Origin of the sequence: Shewanella sp. WE21 (genome assembly GCF_002966515.1) — a bacterium.
In the GTDB taxonomy this organism is placed as follows: domain Bacteria; phylum Pseudomonadota; class Gammaproteobacteria; order Enterobacterales; family Shewanellaceae; genus Shewanella; species Shewanella oncorhynchi.
Genome location: NZ_CP023019.1, coordinates 327,184 through 343,215 on the forward strand (window position 1 = coordinate 327,184; position 16,032 = coordinate 343,215).

Annotated in this window: 11 protein-coding genes; 4 read left to right on the forward strand and 7 right to left on the reverse strand. The window is 43.6% G+C overall.

Going from position 1 to position 16,032, the window contains the following annotated elements; translation table 11 throughout:
* Positions 1-172 precede the first annotated feature (172 nt).
* Positions 173-832, reverse strand: a complete 660-nt coding sequence (locus CKQ84_RS01300; protein ID WP_105249820.1) for an inovirus Gp2 family protein — start codon at positions 830-832, stop codon at positions 173-175.
* 376 nt (positions 833-1,208) lie between these two features.
* Positions 1,209-2,600, reverse strand: coding sequence for a hypothetical protein (locus CKQ84_RS01305; RefSeq protein ID WP_158682984.1), 1,392 nt, complete (start codon positions 2,598-2,600; stop codon positions 1,209-1,211).
* A gap of 128 nt (positions 2,601-2,728) precedes the next feature.
* Here CKQ84_RS01305 and CKQ84_RS01310 point away from each other — a divergent pair, with 128 nt between their 5' ends.
* Positions 2,729-3,343, forward strand: coding sequence for a hypothetical protein (locus tag CKQ84_RS01310; protein ID WP_105249822.1), 615 nt, complete (start codon positions 2,729-2,731; stop codon positions 3,341-3,343).
* 346 nt (positions 3,344-3,689) lie between these two features.
* On the opposite strand, the gene CKQ84_RS01315 is transcribed toward CKQ84_RS01310, so the two are convergent.
* Both CKQ84_RS01315 and CKQ84_RS01320 read right to left on the reverse strand, forming a co-directional pair.
* The gene (locus tag CKQ84_RS01315; RefSeq protein WP_105249823.1) at positions 3,690-4,928 is read right to left on the reverse strand and encodes a DEAD/DEAH box helicase; all 1,239 of its coding nucleotides are present in this window, start codon (positions 4,926-4,928) and stop codon (positions 3,690-3,692) included.
* A 99-nt stretch (positions 4,929-5,027) separates the two neighbouring features.
* Positions 5,028-7,748 carry a bifunctional diguanylate cyclase/phosphodiesterase gene (locus tag CKQ84_RS01320; protein WP_105249824.1) on the reverse strand — a complete coding sequence of 907 codons (2,721 nt, stop codon included), beginning with the start codon at positions 7,746-7,748 and terminating at the stop codon, positions 5,028-5,030.
* Positions 7,749-8,267: 519 nt separating this feature from the next.
* On the opposite strand from CKQ84_RS01320, the gene CKQ84_RS01325 reads away from it, so the two are divergent.
* Entirely contained in the window at positions 8,268-10,685 is a 2,418-nt protein-coding gene (locus CKQ84_RS01325) for a Lon protease family protein (RefSeq protein ID WP_105249825.1), read from the forward strand.
* 76 nt (positions 10,686-10,761) lie between these two features.
* Here the strand turns inward: CKQ84_RS01325 and CKQ84_RS01330 are convergent, their stop codons facing one another.
* Positions 10,762-11,829: an alkene reductase gene (locus CKQ84_RS01330; RefSeq protein ID WP_028760775.1), complete on the reverse strand. Its 1,068-nt coding sequence runs from the start codon at positions 11,827-11,829 to the stop codon at positions 10,762-10,764.
* Positions 11,830-11,962: 133 nt separating this feature from the next.
* Here CKQ84_RS01330 and CKQ84_RS01335 point away from each other — a divergent pair, with 133 nt between their 5' ends.
* Positions 11,963-12,544: a TetR/AcrR family transcriptional regulator gene (locus tag CKQ84_RS01335; protein ID WP_028760776.1), complete on the forward strand. Its 582-nt coding sequence runs from the start codon at positions 11,963-11,965 to the stop codon at positions 12,542-12,544.
* A gap of 176 nt (positions 12,545-12,720) precedes the next feature.
* On the opposite strand, the gene CKQ84_RS01340 is transcribed toward CKQ84_RS01335, so the two are convergent.
* Complete coding sequence (locus tag CKQ84_RS01340) at positions 12,721-12,945, reverse strand: TIGR02922 family protein (RefSeq protein WP_028760777.1); 225 nt, start codon at positions 12,943-12,945, stop codon at positions 12,721-12,723.
* A 332-nt stretch (positions 12,946-13,277) separates the two neighbouring features.
* Complete coding sequence (locus CKQ84_RS01345; protein ID WP_105249826.1) at positions 13,278-14,846, reverse strand: methyl-accepting chemotaxis protein; 1,569 nt, start codon at positions 14,844-14,846, stop codon at positions 13,278-13,280.
* A gap of 435 nt (positions 14,847-15,281) precedes the next feature.
* Here CKQ84_RS01345 and CKQ84_RS01350 point away from each other — a divergent pair, with 435 nt between their 5' ends.
* Positions 15,282-16,004 (forward strand): YebC/PmpR family DNA-binding transcriptional regulator, encoded by a 723-nt coding sequence (locus CKQ84_RS01350; protein WP_105249827.1) that lies wholly within the window; start codon positions 15,282-15,284, stop codon positions 16,002-16,004.
* Positions 16,005-16,032: the final 28 nt, after the last annotated feature.

Genomic DNA, 16,032 nt, shown 5'->3' on the forward strand with positions numbered 1-16,032 from the left:
GCTAGCGGTGAAGACCTCTGCCCATCAGGTTGACTTTATACTAAAGAGTTAATAATCAACAACATGAAAATAAAAATGTCTAATGAAATACATCAAGCGTTTTAACCTGCGAGAGCAAGCTGTGTAAGAACTCAATATTTAATCCCACCAGCAGCCTGACTTAATGCGAATCCTACACTCGACTATTGCCAAATGAGCGCCTTCTATCGCCATAATGCTTAGTCTCTAACTTGGCAAAATAACTCAAACGATAGAAGGCCTTACCGAAGGTATGAGGATACTTTTCGGCATTACCATTGATGTAATAAACCGGCATATCTTCAGGGAAATACACTAAATGCCGAGTACTGAAATAATCTAACCCTAAGGCACTGGCCCAGGCCTCAACAATCTTAGTACTCAGGTTTTGACCAAACCGATTAAAATCTCCTAAATGGCTATAGGCATCATTATTAAGGAAGATAGCGATATGATAATGGTCAGTTTCTGCACAAGCTCGCTCCTTTGCCCATATATAGCGCAGAGTGCAAGGATGAACACGCTTACCTTTGCGTCCCTTGACAAACCTATCATGTCGTATTTTAGCGTTCAGAGATTTAAAGAACTTGGTTATCACCGTTGAATCATAAACTACAGGTGAATCACGAAAATTAAGCTGTGGTAAATGTAAATCAAACCGCACCATAAAGGTTCTTGGATGGTCAATAATAGCAGCCTGCATCGTCTCCAATATTATGTCTAAGTACACAGCACTTAAAGGTCTAGAGTTAACCTTTAAGCCTTGATACTGGGCATTGCTGATAACGGTAAGATTAGTGTTAGAAGTTGACATGCTGCGATTCCATATTGGTTATTGTTCATAACCTAAATGGTCCGTGTAAACTTTAACTTTGAAGTTACTAATTAAACGTTAATCACCTGAGGAGGTATCTTCTCAGTGTTAGATGGATAGCCATGTGTAGAGTCAACTCAGGTGTAGTAAATGTAACCAATAATGGAAGATAGTAATAACAAACAGACAAACCATCTCCCTTGAGGGCATGTGAACTATAGGAAGAATTAATACATGACCCTAGTCTATCTCAGTGTTTTCTAGTTCCATTTCACTCGAAGATTAAATCACAGTAAAAGCCTTACCCGTGATGTTGTCGAATCCAAATAGATGACCATTCGAATGGCTTTATCACCCTACAAGCAAAATCTAGCCGCTATGGGAATACCTCAATTTTTTCAACTTGCACAACACAAGGGTGCTTTAACTTAGCATCAGTGGTGAGGATTTTTTCACCATAAACAGCACAGTTTTTAAGTTGTTTACTAGACGTTACACATAGTGTCAATGCAGTGAATACAAGACCCTGCTCTTGGCGGGAATTGTTATCTTCTTGTTCAAACAGAGATCTCCCCTCATCTTTAATCTTAGATTGATCTTCTGACTCCCAAAAAATTGCACGCATCTGCTGCTTTGGTATATGCCACAGTAGATTGATAGCCCCTCCAGAAATGCTACGAAATCTATTAAGTTGCTTACCAAGCAGAGTAATTTTATCCGCGATTTCACGGCTCATCATTTCAAATGTGAACTCTCTTAGTAGTGAAAGATCACTACTAGACTTACTTATGTCATCGCTGTCAGAAGTAGTTGAAGCGAACATGGCCAGATTAAAACCCTTGTCTAATTCAGATCGTACTCGTTGTTCCAAACCTTTATAATTACATATATCGGCAGTAGTTAACTCTTGTGATAGCGAACAGACTGTTAACATACAAAAGTGGTGTGTATACGCATAGAGCTTCTTATTAGTAAAAATTTTCGATAAATTAAAATACTGCTCATCAGTAAGCTCCGAATTTTGAGGTGCAAACTTTCGCAAGGCACGGAACTTCCTAGAGCGGCGTTGATATATGGAAAACTTATTTAAGAAATCAAACTGTCTAAAGAAGCCAAATGGTAACGACACACCTAATCGCACTGATTGCCCGATATAAGTTTTAGTGCGCATCTGAAAAATTGCAGGTAAGCGAGTGAATAAATCAGTACGACTAACCTCCCTAGCAAGCATACAAACACCGTCTGTGCGTTTTATCGCTTGGATGCTTAGCTTAAATTCTTTATCCGACATACCTAACATTTTTTTTAGTTCTGTCTCGCTGTACCCGACGACATACCCAAACCTATCGGCTAATAAGACCAAAGCAGCCCAAAGCAATCTAAACTCTTGTCGTGGTAACGTAGTGTTCTTATCAAGAAGTGCATGAATAAATTCATTTTTGAATAGACACTCACCAATTAATTCACTCCATCCGCGCCAAGCTGCACCAGTTAAAAAATACTCAAATCGAGGACCTAACACACCACCTCGCTTCAGATAACGATTAGGATATTTATCCACATAGCCTTCCTGAACTAGATATATCAGTGCACTCTTTACCCGCCTTTCAGTTAACCCGAAAGTCTGAGCCAATTGTTTAGGTTCCATTGGAGCGAGTAAAGGGTCAATGTTATACGCCTTTTTCGAAAATTCGATTGATGCAGCCCACCGGAGAAGTAGTAACTTTGCATCAGAAGTAGCATTTTTCATTGAGTGCAGTAAGTTCAATTAAGTATCCTAAAAATCAGCTTTAAAGCCTTTAAAATTACCATAATGGCGGTACGCACAACAGTATTGCACACATGTTACATTACATGTAATATGAAAAATCAAAAATTACTGATGAGGTATTACCAATGAGTGACCTAAATGCCAGAGCCGCAGCAGAGCTATTTGAATTTATTGAAGTTAATAGCACATTCAACCTCGTTTGGGAAATTGCATATTTAAAAAGAAATGAGATTAGGTTTAATCCGCCCGAAACTACAGTAAACGCAAACGATTTTATAATATTGTTAGGATACGAATTAGTACGCCAAGGCTATAGCCTTTCAAAAGCAAAAGAACTTGCTCGAAAAATGAGAAACGCATGGCGCGTCAAAAATTGCCGTAAAAACAACGAAACAGTATCGCTTTCGATTAGCATCGAACGGTCAGTATCAGAGCGGTTAACGCAGATGTGCAAAGGAGAAAAAAAGGCTGAGATTATATCGAAGCTGATAAATGGCAACTACCAAAGTTACATAGCCGAAAAGCGTGAATTAGCAAAGCAGAAGGCAGAACAAAAAGAGCGTTTAATGATGCAAAAAGAAAAGCATAAATTTAACCGAATAATGACACCTTCTCGTGCATGTAATCATCAGTCTCCATGTGCAGAACTTGCAAAACAATTGAATATTAACAAAGAACTTACAGACGGAATCTCGAAGCTTCACGAATTGACGAACAAAAAAAATGAACAAAGTAAATAACCGTCATTACAGTTACATCGAGCATAATCATTACTAGTTGAATAAATGTCCTAGCACTCGACTTTAGTAACACCAAACGTAACACCAACTAAAATCAAATTACTAAAAACATAACAATATCAAAAAACTAAACTACCAATTCAGATGACGCCGCCCCACCAATTTTACCAGAAGGGCTTAACCGCAAGGTTAAGCCCTTTTTGTTTGAACCTTCAGGCTATTACCCATTTCGAGCTATTGATTAAAATGCGGCGGCGGGAACTGAACTGGCGTCGATAAATGAATTATGTCACCACTTGATCTAATCTCTATTAGATTCAGCCATTCAGACGCCGCACCTAAAAACCTACCTTTTCCCCTTTCCACCCAAAGCCCGTTTCTTCGCTCTTTGCTTCTGAGCCGCTTTGCCGTTACGTCTAGGTTCGGTATCCATCTTATTAAAGTCGGGTTCAAAGCCAAGTAACCATTGTTGTGGTAGACGCTTGTCGAGCACAACTTCAACTTCTTCCAATAATAGGGCGTCCTCTTGACTAAAGAGGGTGATAGCAAGCCCTGCACTACCCGCTCGACCTGTGCGACCAATACGATGAATATAATCTTCAGCAATAAAGGGTAGCTCAAAGTTGATCACATATTTAAGCTCGACGATATCTAGGCCTCTGGCGGCGACATCCGTTGCCACTAGCACTTGGATCTTACCTTGTTTAAATTCCTGCAAAACCTTCTCGCGCGCGCCTTGGGACAAGTCACCGTGAAACGCCTGAGTGCTAATATCGGCTTTATTGAGTTGCTGAACCAGTTTATCGACGCCTTGCTTAGTGCGACTAAAAATCAGCACTTGATGCCAGTTTTTACTGCGCACCAGATGGCTGACGAGTTCGGTTTTACGGTCGGCGTCGACGGCATAAACCACTTGTTCAATTTCGGCAGCGGTTGTATTGCGCTTGGCAACTTCAATCAACTTAGGATCGCGCAGTAAAGTTTTACTTAAGCTGAAGATAGCGGCATCTAAAGTGGCAGAAAATAACAGGGTTTGTCTGTCACTCGGCACTTGCTTGAGCACGGCTTGAATTTCATCCATAAACCCCATGTCGAGCATGCGGTCGGCTTCATCAAAAACAAGCACACTCAATTGCTTAAGATTTAATGCACCTTGCCTAAGGTGGTCGAGTAAGCGACCCGGTGTTGCGATTAACACATCAATCCCTGCATTAAACACGGCAACCTGCGCATCGATACTCACGCCGCCGTAGGCGATACCGATACGAATATCAGTCCCTTTAGCGTACTTAACAAAACTCTGCTGTACCTGCACCGCCAGTTCACGTGTCGGCACTAAGACTAATGCGCGTACGGGTCTCACAGTTATTAATTCTTGCGAAGGGCTGAGTGTCATCAAATGATGCAAGATAGGCAAGGCGAACGCAGCGGTTTTGCCTGTACCCGTTTGGGCGCCAGCCATCACATCCCGATTAGCTAAGATGGCAGGGATCGCTTCTAACTGGATTGGCGTTGGCGATTCATAGCCAAGAACCGCTAAGGTATTCACTAACGTGGAGTTTAAGGATAAGGCACTAAAAGACATTGCGGTTAACCACTGAAAATAATGGCTAGAATTTTAGCAGACACAAACCCAAGCGACTAGCGGCATAGCGCTAGTCCTATTGATATATGCAAACTTGTTTTACGATAAAAATGCGTCGAGATCTGCAGCTAGTTGCGGACGACTAAAAAGGTAACCTTGGGCTTGATCGCACTGGTTTTGTTGCAGGAAATCAGCTTGCTCTTTAGTTTCAACCCCTTCGGCGATAATTTCCAGCTTCAACGCATGTCCAAGCGCAATCACAGCCTTAGCGATAGCGGTATTGTTGGTATCGAAGGGAATGTCCCGCACAAAAGATTGATCAATTTTCAATTTATGAATAGGCAGTTTTTTCAAATAGTTGAGCGATGAATAGCCAGTACCAAAATCATCAACCGATAATTCGATACCCAGATCGCCAAGTCGCTTTAAGTCACGGATAGCAAGATCAGGATTCTGCATCATCACACTTTCGGTCACTTCAAGCTCTAAATGCTTGGCGGGCAAACCCGTTTCAGCTAAGACACGTTTCACATCATCCACAAAAGAGCTGCGCTGTAACTGTTGTCCTGCCACGTTCACGGCAATACGGCCAAAATGTTTGCCTTCACTAAGCCAACGCATTCCCTGACGGCAAGCGGTTTCTAACACCCATAAACCTATCTCATGGATAAGACCAATTTTTTCTGCCACAGGTATAAATACCGCGGGCGAAATCAAACCCAGTTGAGGATCGTGCCAACGCAGTAGCGCTTCAAATCCAACGGTTTGTCGAGTCACTAAATCGAGTTTTGGCTGGTACATTAAGTACAAAGCATTTTGCTCAATCGCGCCATAGAGGGCACTTTGCAGCTTAAGATGCTCAAAAGATTGTTGAGTTAAGGACTCAGTATAAAAAGCATAATTATTGCGGCCATCATTTTTGGCACGATACATGGCCGCATCGGCGTTACGCAGTAAAGTGTCCGCATCGGTTCCATCATTTGGATACAAAGAAACGCCCATACTCGCCGTTAAACGTAAGTGGTCGCCCGTGCTCACAATAAAAGGTTGCTCAAACACTTGGCGCAATTGATTTATGGCAACTGCGGCATCGGCACTATTGTCGATCCCTGAAATCAATGCCACAAACTCATCGCCACCAATCCGTGATAACACATCCTGATCGCCTACTTGGCTGCGTAAACGCTTGGCAAGCTCAACTAACATTTCATCGCCTATACTGTGGCCAAAACTGTCGTTGATATGCTTGAACAGATCGACATCAATCATCACAGTCGCTAATTGCAAATTCAGCCGCTTAGCTTGTCGCACTTCTTGCTTAAGCTGCATCATGAACTTCATGCGATTGGGCAAATGCGTTAGCGGGTCAAAATACGCTAAGTGCGTGAGTTGCGCTTCATTCTCTTTCTGGGCTGAAATATCGGCAAACACAGCGACAAAATAACGCACATCTCCAACGTCATCATAAATAGTGCTTATGGTGATATTTTGCGGAAAAATCGTGCCGTTCTTGCGCCGATTCCAAATTTCGCCATTCCATTTACCTTGAGTAAACAAGGTATTCCAGAGTTTATCGAAAAAATCTTTATCATGCCGACCCGAACTAAAAATCCGAGGATTCTGGCCGAGTAACTCTTCCCTCACATAACCTGTGATCTCAAAAAATGCACCGTTAACGTCGGTAATATTGCCATGCCGATCGGTCACAACGACACCTTCAACCGAGTTTTTAAACACATTGGTCGCCAGTGTCAGCTGTTCTTCAACTGCTTTATGCTTGGAGATGTTGCGAGTCATACCGATAACGCCCACGAGCTCCCCCTTGGCATTGAGTGTTGGGAGTTTTAGCGTTTCTAACCAAAGATGATTTTTAGCTTCACTGCCATCTAAACACTCAGCGACAATGATAGGCGTACCAGACTCGATAGCGAGCCTATCACCCTCTAGAAAAATCTCTGCAATATCAGCACCAAAGAGTTCAACATCGGATTTACCAACAATCTCACTGCGGGGCATTTCCCACGCATTCTCAACACTACGATTGCAAAGAGTGTAAATGCCTGCGGCATTTTTCATCCAAATATGTTCGTCAAAACTATCGATAAAAGTTTGTAAATCGACCGTATCGACACGACTCGGTGAACCTCGGCTTAATGTTTCAGCCGCATTATGTTGGCTCAATATCTCGCCTAACTGGTATTGAATGCTATCGCTGATAAGCTTAGCGAGTTGTAGCGTTTTTGAATCTACGCCGTGAGCCTTGTTATGATAGAAGCATAAAAAGCCAAAATTAGCCCCAGATGGCCAAGCGAGAGACAAACAAATCACGCTGCCGATTGCGCTACAAGTGTGCCAATCTGAGTGCTGCAGAGTATCCATAATTAACAGAGGCTCACGTACCTGCTCAGTTAGCTGTGATACAGATAATGCAGCCGTGATTTGATGACTGCCTAATCGCGGCAATGCTGAAATCGGCTCGCTCAAGCTGTACAACTTAGCATTGCTTAGCGGGGAAATAGTAGGTTTATCAATTATATCAAAGGGATTAGGAACGATTTCGGATGGTGTGACCATTGACGGCATCGCAACGGACTGGCTTATAGCAGGCTGGGGGTTAGCCAAATGATTGCCACTTAGGTGGCTGAGTATTGCCTGTATTTCACTTTCAGCCGCAGAGTCTGAACTTAACATGCTGCTAAGTTCACCCGCAGCATTCCATGCTAATAACATTGCTTTACTGCTTGATATCTCAGCGACTAAATTTAAGTCACTCAACCAGTTATCCAGCTGTTGCTGCGTAATAGGTACATCTATCATCATCTTGCCAACTCAGATCTCGTTACTGCTCAATCGGCCTATGGCGAGAATACCGTAAGACCTTAAACACATGCCCAATATTGCTACAGAGGGAAAACGTTAACCAAGCAGTAAAATCTCATAAAATTTTACGTTTAACATCAAATCAATACATCTCAATTGGCACTAAGGTTGGATCTAAAACTTACTCCATCATATCCACCTTTTAGGGTGGTAGAGGTCAAACCATCAAAATTCACACTAACTTACTCACACCCAGCAGACTGCTTGCACGGGTAAATCCAACTAACATTGCATTTGCTACTTTAGCACAAAATTTTAGTGTCAGTATCGCGATAAGTTTATTGAGTAACAATTAGTTAGACTTAATCAATTAAGTCTTCCCCCGATAATTCAGCACTTTCTTAGCGAGAGAAAACCATCCCTAAAGACATATATCAGCAATAACAGGGTTTTGATTGACAAAAATGCTATCTTATTGTCTACAATGGAAATAATAAGGCTGAAAAACCAAGGATATTTATGCCCACTGACGTCGTATCAAGCCAAGCTACCCTGCTCAACAGTAAACAATTATATCGCATTTGCGAACTCGACCAATTAAGCACAGATTGCCAATCGACAGCAGAACTCACACCTCTCAATGATATTGTCGGCCAAGAACGCGCCCAGCAAGCGGTAGAGTTTGCAATGGGAATTAAAGAAAAGGGTTACAACATCTACGCCATAGGTCAGAACGGCCTCGGCAAACGGACCATGATGCTGCGTTACCTAAGCCGTCACGAGCCAAACGACCATACCCTGTACGATTGGTGCTATGTGGTTAATTTCGATGATACCCGTTGCCCTAAAGTACTGAAACTGAGCGCAGGGACTGGGCTTGAATTTAAAAAAGCCGTCGAAAAGTTGATGCTTAAACTTGTCAAAGCTATGCCTTTAGCCTTTGATAATGAAATGTATTATGCCCGCACCGAAAAGCTCAAAAGCCAATTATCACAGAAGCAAGAAGTCGCACTCACTGAATTAACCGAAGAAGCGAAACAAAAAGGCATCAGCCTCAGTTTAACCATGCAGGGCGACTATCAAATGGTAGCGCTCAATGGTGAAGAACCCCATGACGAAGCTTCATTCGAAGCATTGACTGAGACTGAACGTAGTCAATTTGAAAGTAATATCAATGGCCTAGAGGTTAAACTACGCGGTATTATTCGCCAAATCACTGAATGGGAAGAAGAATTCAGCGACAAGCAGCAAGAGCACGACGAACAAGTCGCCAAAGAAGTATTAATCCATTTTATTAAGCCACTCAAAGATAAGTTCAAGCACCAGCCCGAAGCGCGGACTTTCTTAACCGGTATGCAGGCGGATATCTTAGACAATTTAGATATCTTTTTAGAAGAAAGTGAAGAACAACTGGGCCTAGCCTACGCTTCCCTTGAAAAGAAAATGCCCCGCCGCTACCAAGTTAACGTTTTGGTCGCTCAAGGGACTCAAAAATTCCCTATTGTCGTAGAAGAAAGCCCAAGTTATCACAGCCTATTTGGCTATGTGGAAAATGCCACCTTCAGGGGGACAGTGTTCACCGACTTCTCACTTATCCGCTCCGGCAGTCTGCACAAAGCTAACGGCGGCGTGTTATTAATGGATGCCGTTAAAGTATTAGAGCGCCCTTACGTGTGGGACGGACTAAAACGCGCCCTGCGTTCACGCAAACTCGATTTAAGTTCACTCGAACGGGAAGTGTCACTGTCGGGCACGATTTCATTGGCGCCTGAGCCTATCCCCTTAGATGTGAAAATTATTCTGTTTGGCGATCATGAAACTTATCAGCTATTACAGCACTATGATCCTGACTTCAGTGAGTTATTCCGCGTTACCGCCGATTTTGAAGATGTGATGGACAGAACCTCAACTTCTGAGGCGCACTATGCCCGCTTTATTTCGAGCATAGTTCACGACAACAACATGCTACATTGCGACCGTGCGGCTATAGCACGCATCATCGAATACAGCTCGCGGGAAGCCGAAGACCAACAAAAACTGTCGCTACACTCGGCGAATATTGCCAACTTACTGCGGGAATCAAACTACTGCGCTAAATCTTCGGGCAGTCAGCAAATTTTAGTGCCGCACGTTGAGCAAGCACTGCGAAATCAAGAGCAAAGAGTCTCGCGTCTGCACGACAACATAATGCAAAGCTTTACCAACGGCACGACCTTGATTAGCACTCAGGGCAAAGTGGTTGGGCAAATCAATGCCTTATCCGTAATCTCGACCTCAGATCATCAGTTTGGTATGCCTAATCGCATCACAGCAACCACTGCGTTTGGTAAGGGTGAAGTGATGGATATCGAGCACAGAGTCAAACTTGGGGGCCGCATCCATTCTAAGGGCGTGTTGATCTTAACCGCTTATTTAGCCTCAGTTTTAGGTAAGACGGCGCAAATCCCGCTCACCACTTACCTCACCTTTGAGCAATCATACAGCGGTGTGGACGGTGACAGCGCGTCAATGGCCGAATGCTGCGCCATTATCTCGGCTATTAGCGAGCAAGCAATTAGGCAAGATATTGCCATCACAGGTTCGATGAACCAGTTTGGTGAGGCTCAGCCCATTGGCGGCGTGAATGAAAAAATTGAAGGCTTCTTCGATGTCTGCAAAATAAAAGGCCGTACGCCGGAACAAGGGGTGATTATTCCTGCCTCGAACATGGCTAACCTTATGCTGCGCAAAGACATTGTCGATGCAGTGGCACAGGGGGAATTCCATATTTGGGCTATTACCCATGTGACTCAAGCAATGGAATTACTGCTCGGTAAAACCGCAGGAAGTTTGCCGCAAACGGCCGCACCTAGCCAAGGGCAATATTCTCCCGAGAGCATTTTTGGCATCGCTCAGCAAAAGCTCACCGCACTCAGATCCTTAGTTAAAACGGATTAAATAAAAGGCACGAGATAAAATAAACAAAAAGGGTTAGCCAATGCTAACCCTTTCTTTATAAAGCTATTAAGCGAAACTACACTAAGCTTGTAAGCATTTCATCGCTGTAAGGAACAAGTTCAACGCCATCACGCACGCGAGCAACATAGTCAGGATTGGCAATGAATGGGCGACCGATAGCAATCAAATCAAACTTATTCGCCGCAATCGCTTCACTGGCGGTTTCAGCGCTGTAGCTTCCAACTCCCACTAAGGTTTTGCCATAGTGTGCGCGCACATAGCTTGAAGCTCTGCCACCAAGATAATCGAATTCCATGCTGTCATCGAAAATCCCAATATGCACAAAAGCGATATCGCGGGATTCCAGCTCAGGCAAGAAGTAATCGAATACTTCGCGGTCACGACTATCTGCCGCCATATTGAAATAAGCTCCTGGAGAAATCCGTAAACCGGTTCTGTCTTTGCCGATACGAGCCACAACAGCATCGACAACCTCAAGCGCAAAACGGGACATATTGGCTGGAGTGCCACCGTATTCATCGGTGCGGCGATTGCTGTCATGGTGTAAGAAAGTGTCAATCAAATAACCATTTGCACCGTGGATTTCGACGCCATCGAACCCAGCTTCAATGGCATTTTCCGCCGCTTTGGCGTAATCACGCACTAGGCCTTGAATATCCTCAAGTGTGGCAGGTTTTGGCGTGACATAAGTCAGTTCGCGCATTCTTGGCACGCTGCCTTCAATCTTCTGCGCTGATGCCGCAAGCACATCACCACCACCGAAAAAGTGTGGATGAGCAACACGGCCCGTATGCCATAACTGCACAAAAATCTTACCGCCATTGGCATGTACCGCATCGGTCACTTTACGCCAGCCAGCAATTTGCGCTTGAGTAAAAATACCAGGGGTATTTGGATAACCTTGGGCATCGGGACGAATAATCGTCGCCTCTGTGATGATCAAACCCGCTTCGGCGCGGCGTGCATAATAGGCAACCATATCATCGGTCGGCACTAAATCGGCATCCGCCATACAACGGGTTAAAGGTGCCATTAAGATACGATTATTTAAGGTAATAGTGTCATTAAGTGAGTAGGTATCGAACAGATTTACCAATGAATTTGGCGTGGTTTGTGTGGTCATTTTCTCAGTCCCATTCTTGAATATGCATTCAAGATATTATTATTTGAACGATCATTCAAGTTCATTTTTGAATGTTTGTTCAAATTTAGGTAGAATCTGGCCTAAGCGTTTCTATACAAGTGAATTAAATTCGATGCGTAATGCAGAGTTCGACCGAGAACAGGTACTTCGCGGCGCTATGGCCGCCTTCATGCACAAGGGTTACACCAAAACGAGCATGCAAGATCTTACTCAAGCCACGGGATTACATCCGGGGTCGATTTACTGCGCCTTCACTAATAAACGCGGGTTATTAATCGCGGCCATTGAGCAATATCAACTCGACAGAAACGAGCAATTCAACAATCTATTCGGCAATGGCGAGAATGTGCTGACTAATTTGAAAACCTACTTAGATCATCTCGTTATTGAATGTCTGAGTTGCGATAGCGCCCAAGCTTGCTTACTGACAAAAGCGTTAAATGAAATTGCAGAGCAAGATGTTGAGATCCGGGACATCATCAATCAGTATCTACAATCTTGGCAGCAAGCACTCACACTACAATTTGCCACCGCAACGTTACAAGGACTCCTCCAAGGCAATCGCAGCAGCGAGCAAAGAGCCCAATATTTAATGATGGGAATTTATGGTTTAAGAACCTTCGCCCACACCCATCCTAATGCCGAAACCTTACAGTACCTTGCAGACCAATTATTGGCAGAAGTCTGCCATTAAAGTGCGTTAATTTGTGGGACAGTAAATATCTGAATGACTAACCGAATATGATTAGGCGAACAAGCGCTAACATTAATAGAAATAGATGGATTGAATAGAATTTTTGCAGAAGATGTCGGGACGATAATTTAGCAAAGCGAATTATTCGTCCCAAGAATGACGATTAGTTTAAAATGTTAACCTATATTAGCTTGAGCAAACACTCGCTCGCCTAATGAATTCAATATCTTACACTCACCTTCAAGTACAGCAATGATAGATTTTCCCTTGCGGAAACTTGCAGGTATCATCACACGCCCAGCTTCACTCACTGGCAAATTACCTAATACGGCGTTGTGCATAATTAACCCTACGGGCGCATCATAATATAAAACAGTTACAGTCGCTTGATTTGCTTGCATCACATTTAACTCACATTAAGCAGCATCTACTGCGTTATATTTACGTCGCAAGAGAGCTCCCTGTCCTTAACATTTTAAAATATCCAGAAAGATATTTTAAACATTTTAAATCAATTGCTTAAGGTCTTATTCAAATTTTATGATTTTTTATTGGATACAATACTGTCTTATACTGTACACCTTGGGCTATTTAAGCACTTCGGCAAAAAGATGCCAATCTATTTCTATTATGTTAATCAATTACCCACTATCGATCACATATAAGACACAAATAAAGATGCGTTTTTATGCATTTTTTAGAGTAAATAACCTAAATTTGAGTTATCAGTAATCTACTTAGCTTTAAATCCCACTCGAAATCCGCCCCAATGTTTACCGTTTACAAAAATGGGTACCGACAAGTCGTGCATCACTTCGCCCGTATCGCGTTTATAAGTTTGCAATAGCACAGGTTCAGTATGGGCGCCGCAACGGATCCCTGTCGGATCATTAAACAAGCGTTTGGTTCGATTGTGCACCATATCAACCTCAACTTTGCCTGTCAGTGCTTGGCTAAAGCGTTTATTATGGGTCGGAAAATAACCTTTCCTATCAACGGCTCCCGCATAAATAATTTCGCTGTGTTTTGCCAGAATGGGCTCTTGAATTGTTGGAAAATGCTGATCGGTATAACGGTCGAAAGCCGTGCTGTATTTCTGTGGCTGAGTATTGGCAATAGGTTGATATTTAGGATTAAACAAATCCGCCTCGCTAAAACTGCCACTGGCTAAACCTTGTGCTAACTTGTCACCGCACGCTTTAGCGGCAACATTCGCCAATTGCAAAACCTGCTGATCGAAGGTTTGTGTATCCCATTTAGACAGCGCTTTAAAAATACCCTCAGTGGTCAAGGATAAAGTAAAGGCCTGCTCGGATACGCTATGACTCTGTTTACCCGTCGAATTTAACGAGTCACGTATTTGAGTCACCGAGCGGCTAATGTCGTTAGTAGTGTTGTTATATTGTTTGAGTGAATCTTCCATATCACCTAAGGCATGGGCCGATTGGGTCACAGAAGCCGAAATCTCAGTGAAGTGCGCGTCTAACTCGCCCATGGCGGCGACCACATCGGCGGTTTGCGTTACGACCCTTTCCATCAGCCCAGAAGTTTTATCCGTTTCACTGCGGATTTCTAATAGCATTTTGCCAATATCTTGGGTTGCACCCGCCGTTTTACCCGCAAGGCTGCGTACTTCGTCTGCCACTACCGCAAAACCTCGCCCCTGCTCTCCCGCACGAGCCGCTTCGATGGCCGCATTTAACGCCAACAGATTAGTTTGCTCGGCAACGGAGTTAATCACCTCGGTAATTTTTTGGATTTCTTCGGCTCTTGATTTAAGCGCCTGCACTTGCTCAGCGGCAGTATCAATATCCGTACTCAGTGAACGAATGGCTGCAACACCTTTCTGAGCTTGACTTCGTCCCTGCACGCTAACGCGCTCAGCCTCTTGAGCTTGGCCTAAAATATCGGCGGCATTATCACCAAGTTGGGCCGTAGTGTGGCTCAATTGCCCTGCAGCAACCGCAATGGCACTGGCATGCTCGCCATTTGATTCAATTGATTTATTCAATAAATCAATAAAATGCGACACCTCAGCCGAACCGATAGCCATTTTGCTGGTTTGCACACTAATGTCGTGGGCGGGAATGCTTTGCTCTTGTAATGCCTTAATGTTTGCCTCATCGGTGTCGAGCTTAGCCTTAGATGCGCGCAAACACACCCACACCACTAAGCCACAGGCAAGAACGCCCAAGATCAATGCCTGCACAATACTCGGAAGATGCAGTCCCTCAAATAATAAACTCCCCAGAGTGACCAGCGTGAAACTGATGAAAATTAAAATTTTGTGCTGTATTTCCATATACTTCCCGTAACTGCGCAAGGTAAAAATGAAAGGGAAATGCTAAGAGTCGAATCATTAGCCTTCGTTCAGCTGCTATCAATTACAGCGGCTATTGCTTACAACTGACGAGGGAGGGCTAACTATGATAGCGCTCAAGATTTATAGTTTTAGTCTATTTCTCTGAATAAGCTAGATAATTTATCTCGCTAAATAAACAAAGTAGAAGTTAGCTATCATCAACAGTCTCACGAGCGTATGGCATTAGACATTAGTATTAATCTATCGAGATATAGTCCTAGTCCATCTAAAAGCGGATCTTCCTTGAGAAAACCAACTTTGCCCTGAAATGCGTGCCCCGTCGCCTTCTAGGTAATAAATCACATAGGGACGACTGCACTTATGCCAAGAAAACTGCTAATATCGGCGCAATTTTTTTGAGCTAACGAGATCAAGATGGGCAGAGCATATCAAAACAAGAAAGAATCCATGGCGAAAACAGCCGGTCAAAAAACCCGCATTTATTCACGCTACGGTAAAGAGATTTACGTTGTCGCTAAGCAAGGCGGCGTTGAGCCCGATGGAAACTTATCACTGCGTCGCTTAATTGAACGCGCTAAGAAAGACCAAGTGCCTGCGCATGTTATTGAACGCGCAATTGAAAAAGCCAAAGGCGGCGGTGGTGAAGATTACGATACCGCCCGTTACGAAGGTTTTGGTCCTGGCAACTGCATGGTCATTGTTGACTGCTTAACCGATAACGTAAAACGTACCTTCACCGAAGTGCGTCAAGCCTTCGTGAAAAACGATGCCAAACTCGGCGGCCCAGGTACAGTTGGCCACATGTTTGATCATCAAGCCGTGTTCGTGTTTGCGGGTGATGACGAAGATGCGATTTTAGAACTGCTGATGATGGCTGACGTTGATGTAAGCGATGTTGAGCTGGAAGATGGCTTAATCACAGTTTACGCGCCGCACACTGAATACTTTAAAGTCAAAACTGCGCTGACCGAAGCGATGCCAGATGTTAACTTTGAATTTGACAATATCACCTTCGTACCGCAGGACATGACTAAAGTTGAAGGTGAAGATGTCGTTATGTTTGAAAAGTTTATTGCCGCACTTGAAGATTGTGACGACGTACAAAACGTCTATCACAATGCGGAAATTGATGACTAAACGTTTCTTTCGCCTGAAACAAAAACGC

Coding starts and splice junctions, on each gene's coding strand:
- CKQ84_RS01300 (WP_105249820.1), bottom strand. CDS start 832: ATGTCAACTTCTAACACTAATCTTACCGTTATCAGCAATGCCCAGTAT.
- CKQ84_RS01310 (WP_105249822.1), top strand. CDS start 2,729: ATGAGTGACCTAAATGCCAGAGCCGCAGCAGAGCTATTTGAATTTATT.
- CKQ84_RS01315 (WP_105249823.1), bottom strand. CDS start 4,928: ATGTCTTTTAGTGCCTTATCCTTAAACTCCACGTTAGTGAATACCTTA.
- CKQ84_RS01320 (WP_105249824.1), bottom strand. CDS start 7,748: ATGATGATAGATGTACCTATTACGCAGCAACAGCTGGATAACTGGTTG.
- CKQ84_RS01325 (WP_105249825.1), top strand. CDS start 8,268: ATGCCCACTGACGTCGTATCAAGCCAAGCTACCCTGCTCAACAGTAAA.
- CKQ84_RS01330 (WP_028760775.1), bottom strand. CDS start 11,829: ATGACCACACAAACCACGCCAAATTCATTGGTAAATCTGTTCGATACC.
- CKQ84_RS01335 (WP_028760776.1), top strand. CDS start 11,963: ATGCGTAATGCAGAGTTCGACCGAGAACAGGTACTTCGCGGCGCTATG.
- CKQ84_RS01340 (WP_028760777.1), bottom strand. CDS start 12,945: ATGCAAGCAAATCAAGCGACTGTAACTGTTTTATATTATGATGCGCCC.
- CKQ84_RS01345 (WP_105249826.1), bottom strand. CDS start 14,846: ATGGAAATACAGCACAAAATTTTAATTTTCATCAGTTTCACGCTGGTC.
- CKQ84_RS01350 (WP_105249827.1), top strand. CDS start 15,282: ATGGGCAGAGCATATCAAAACAAGAAAGAATCCATGGCGAAAACAGCC.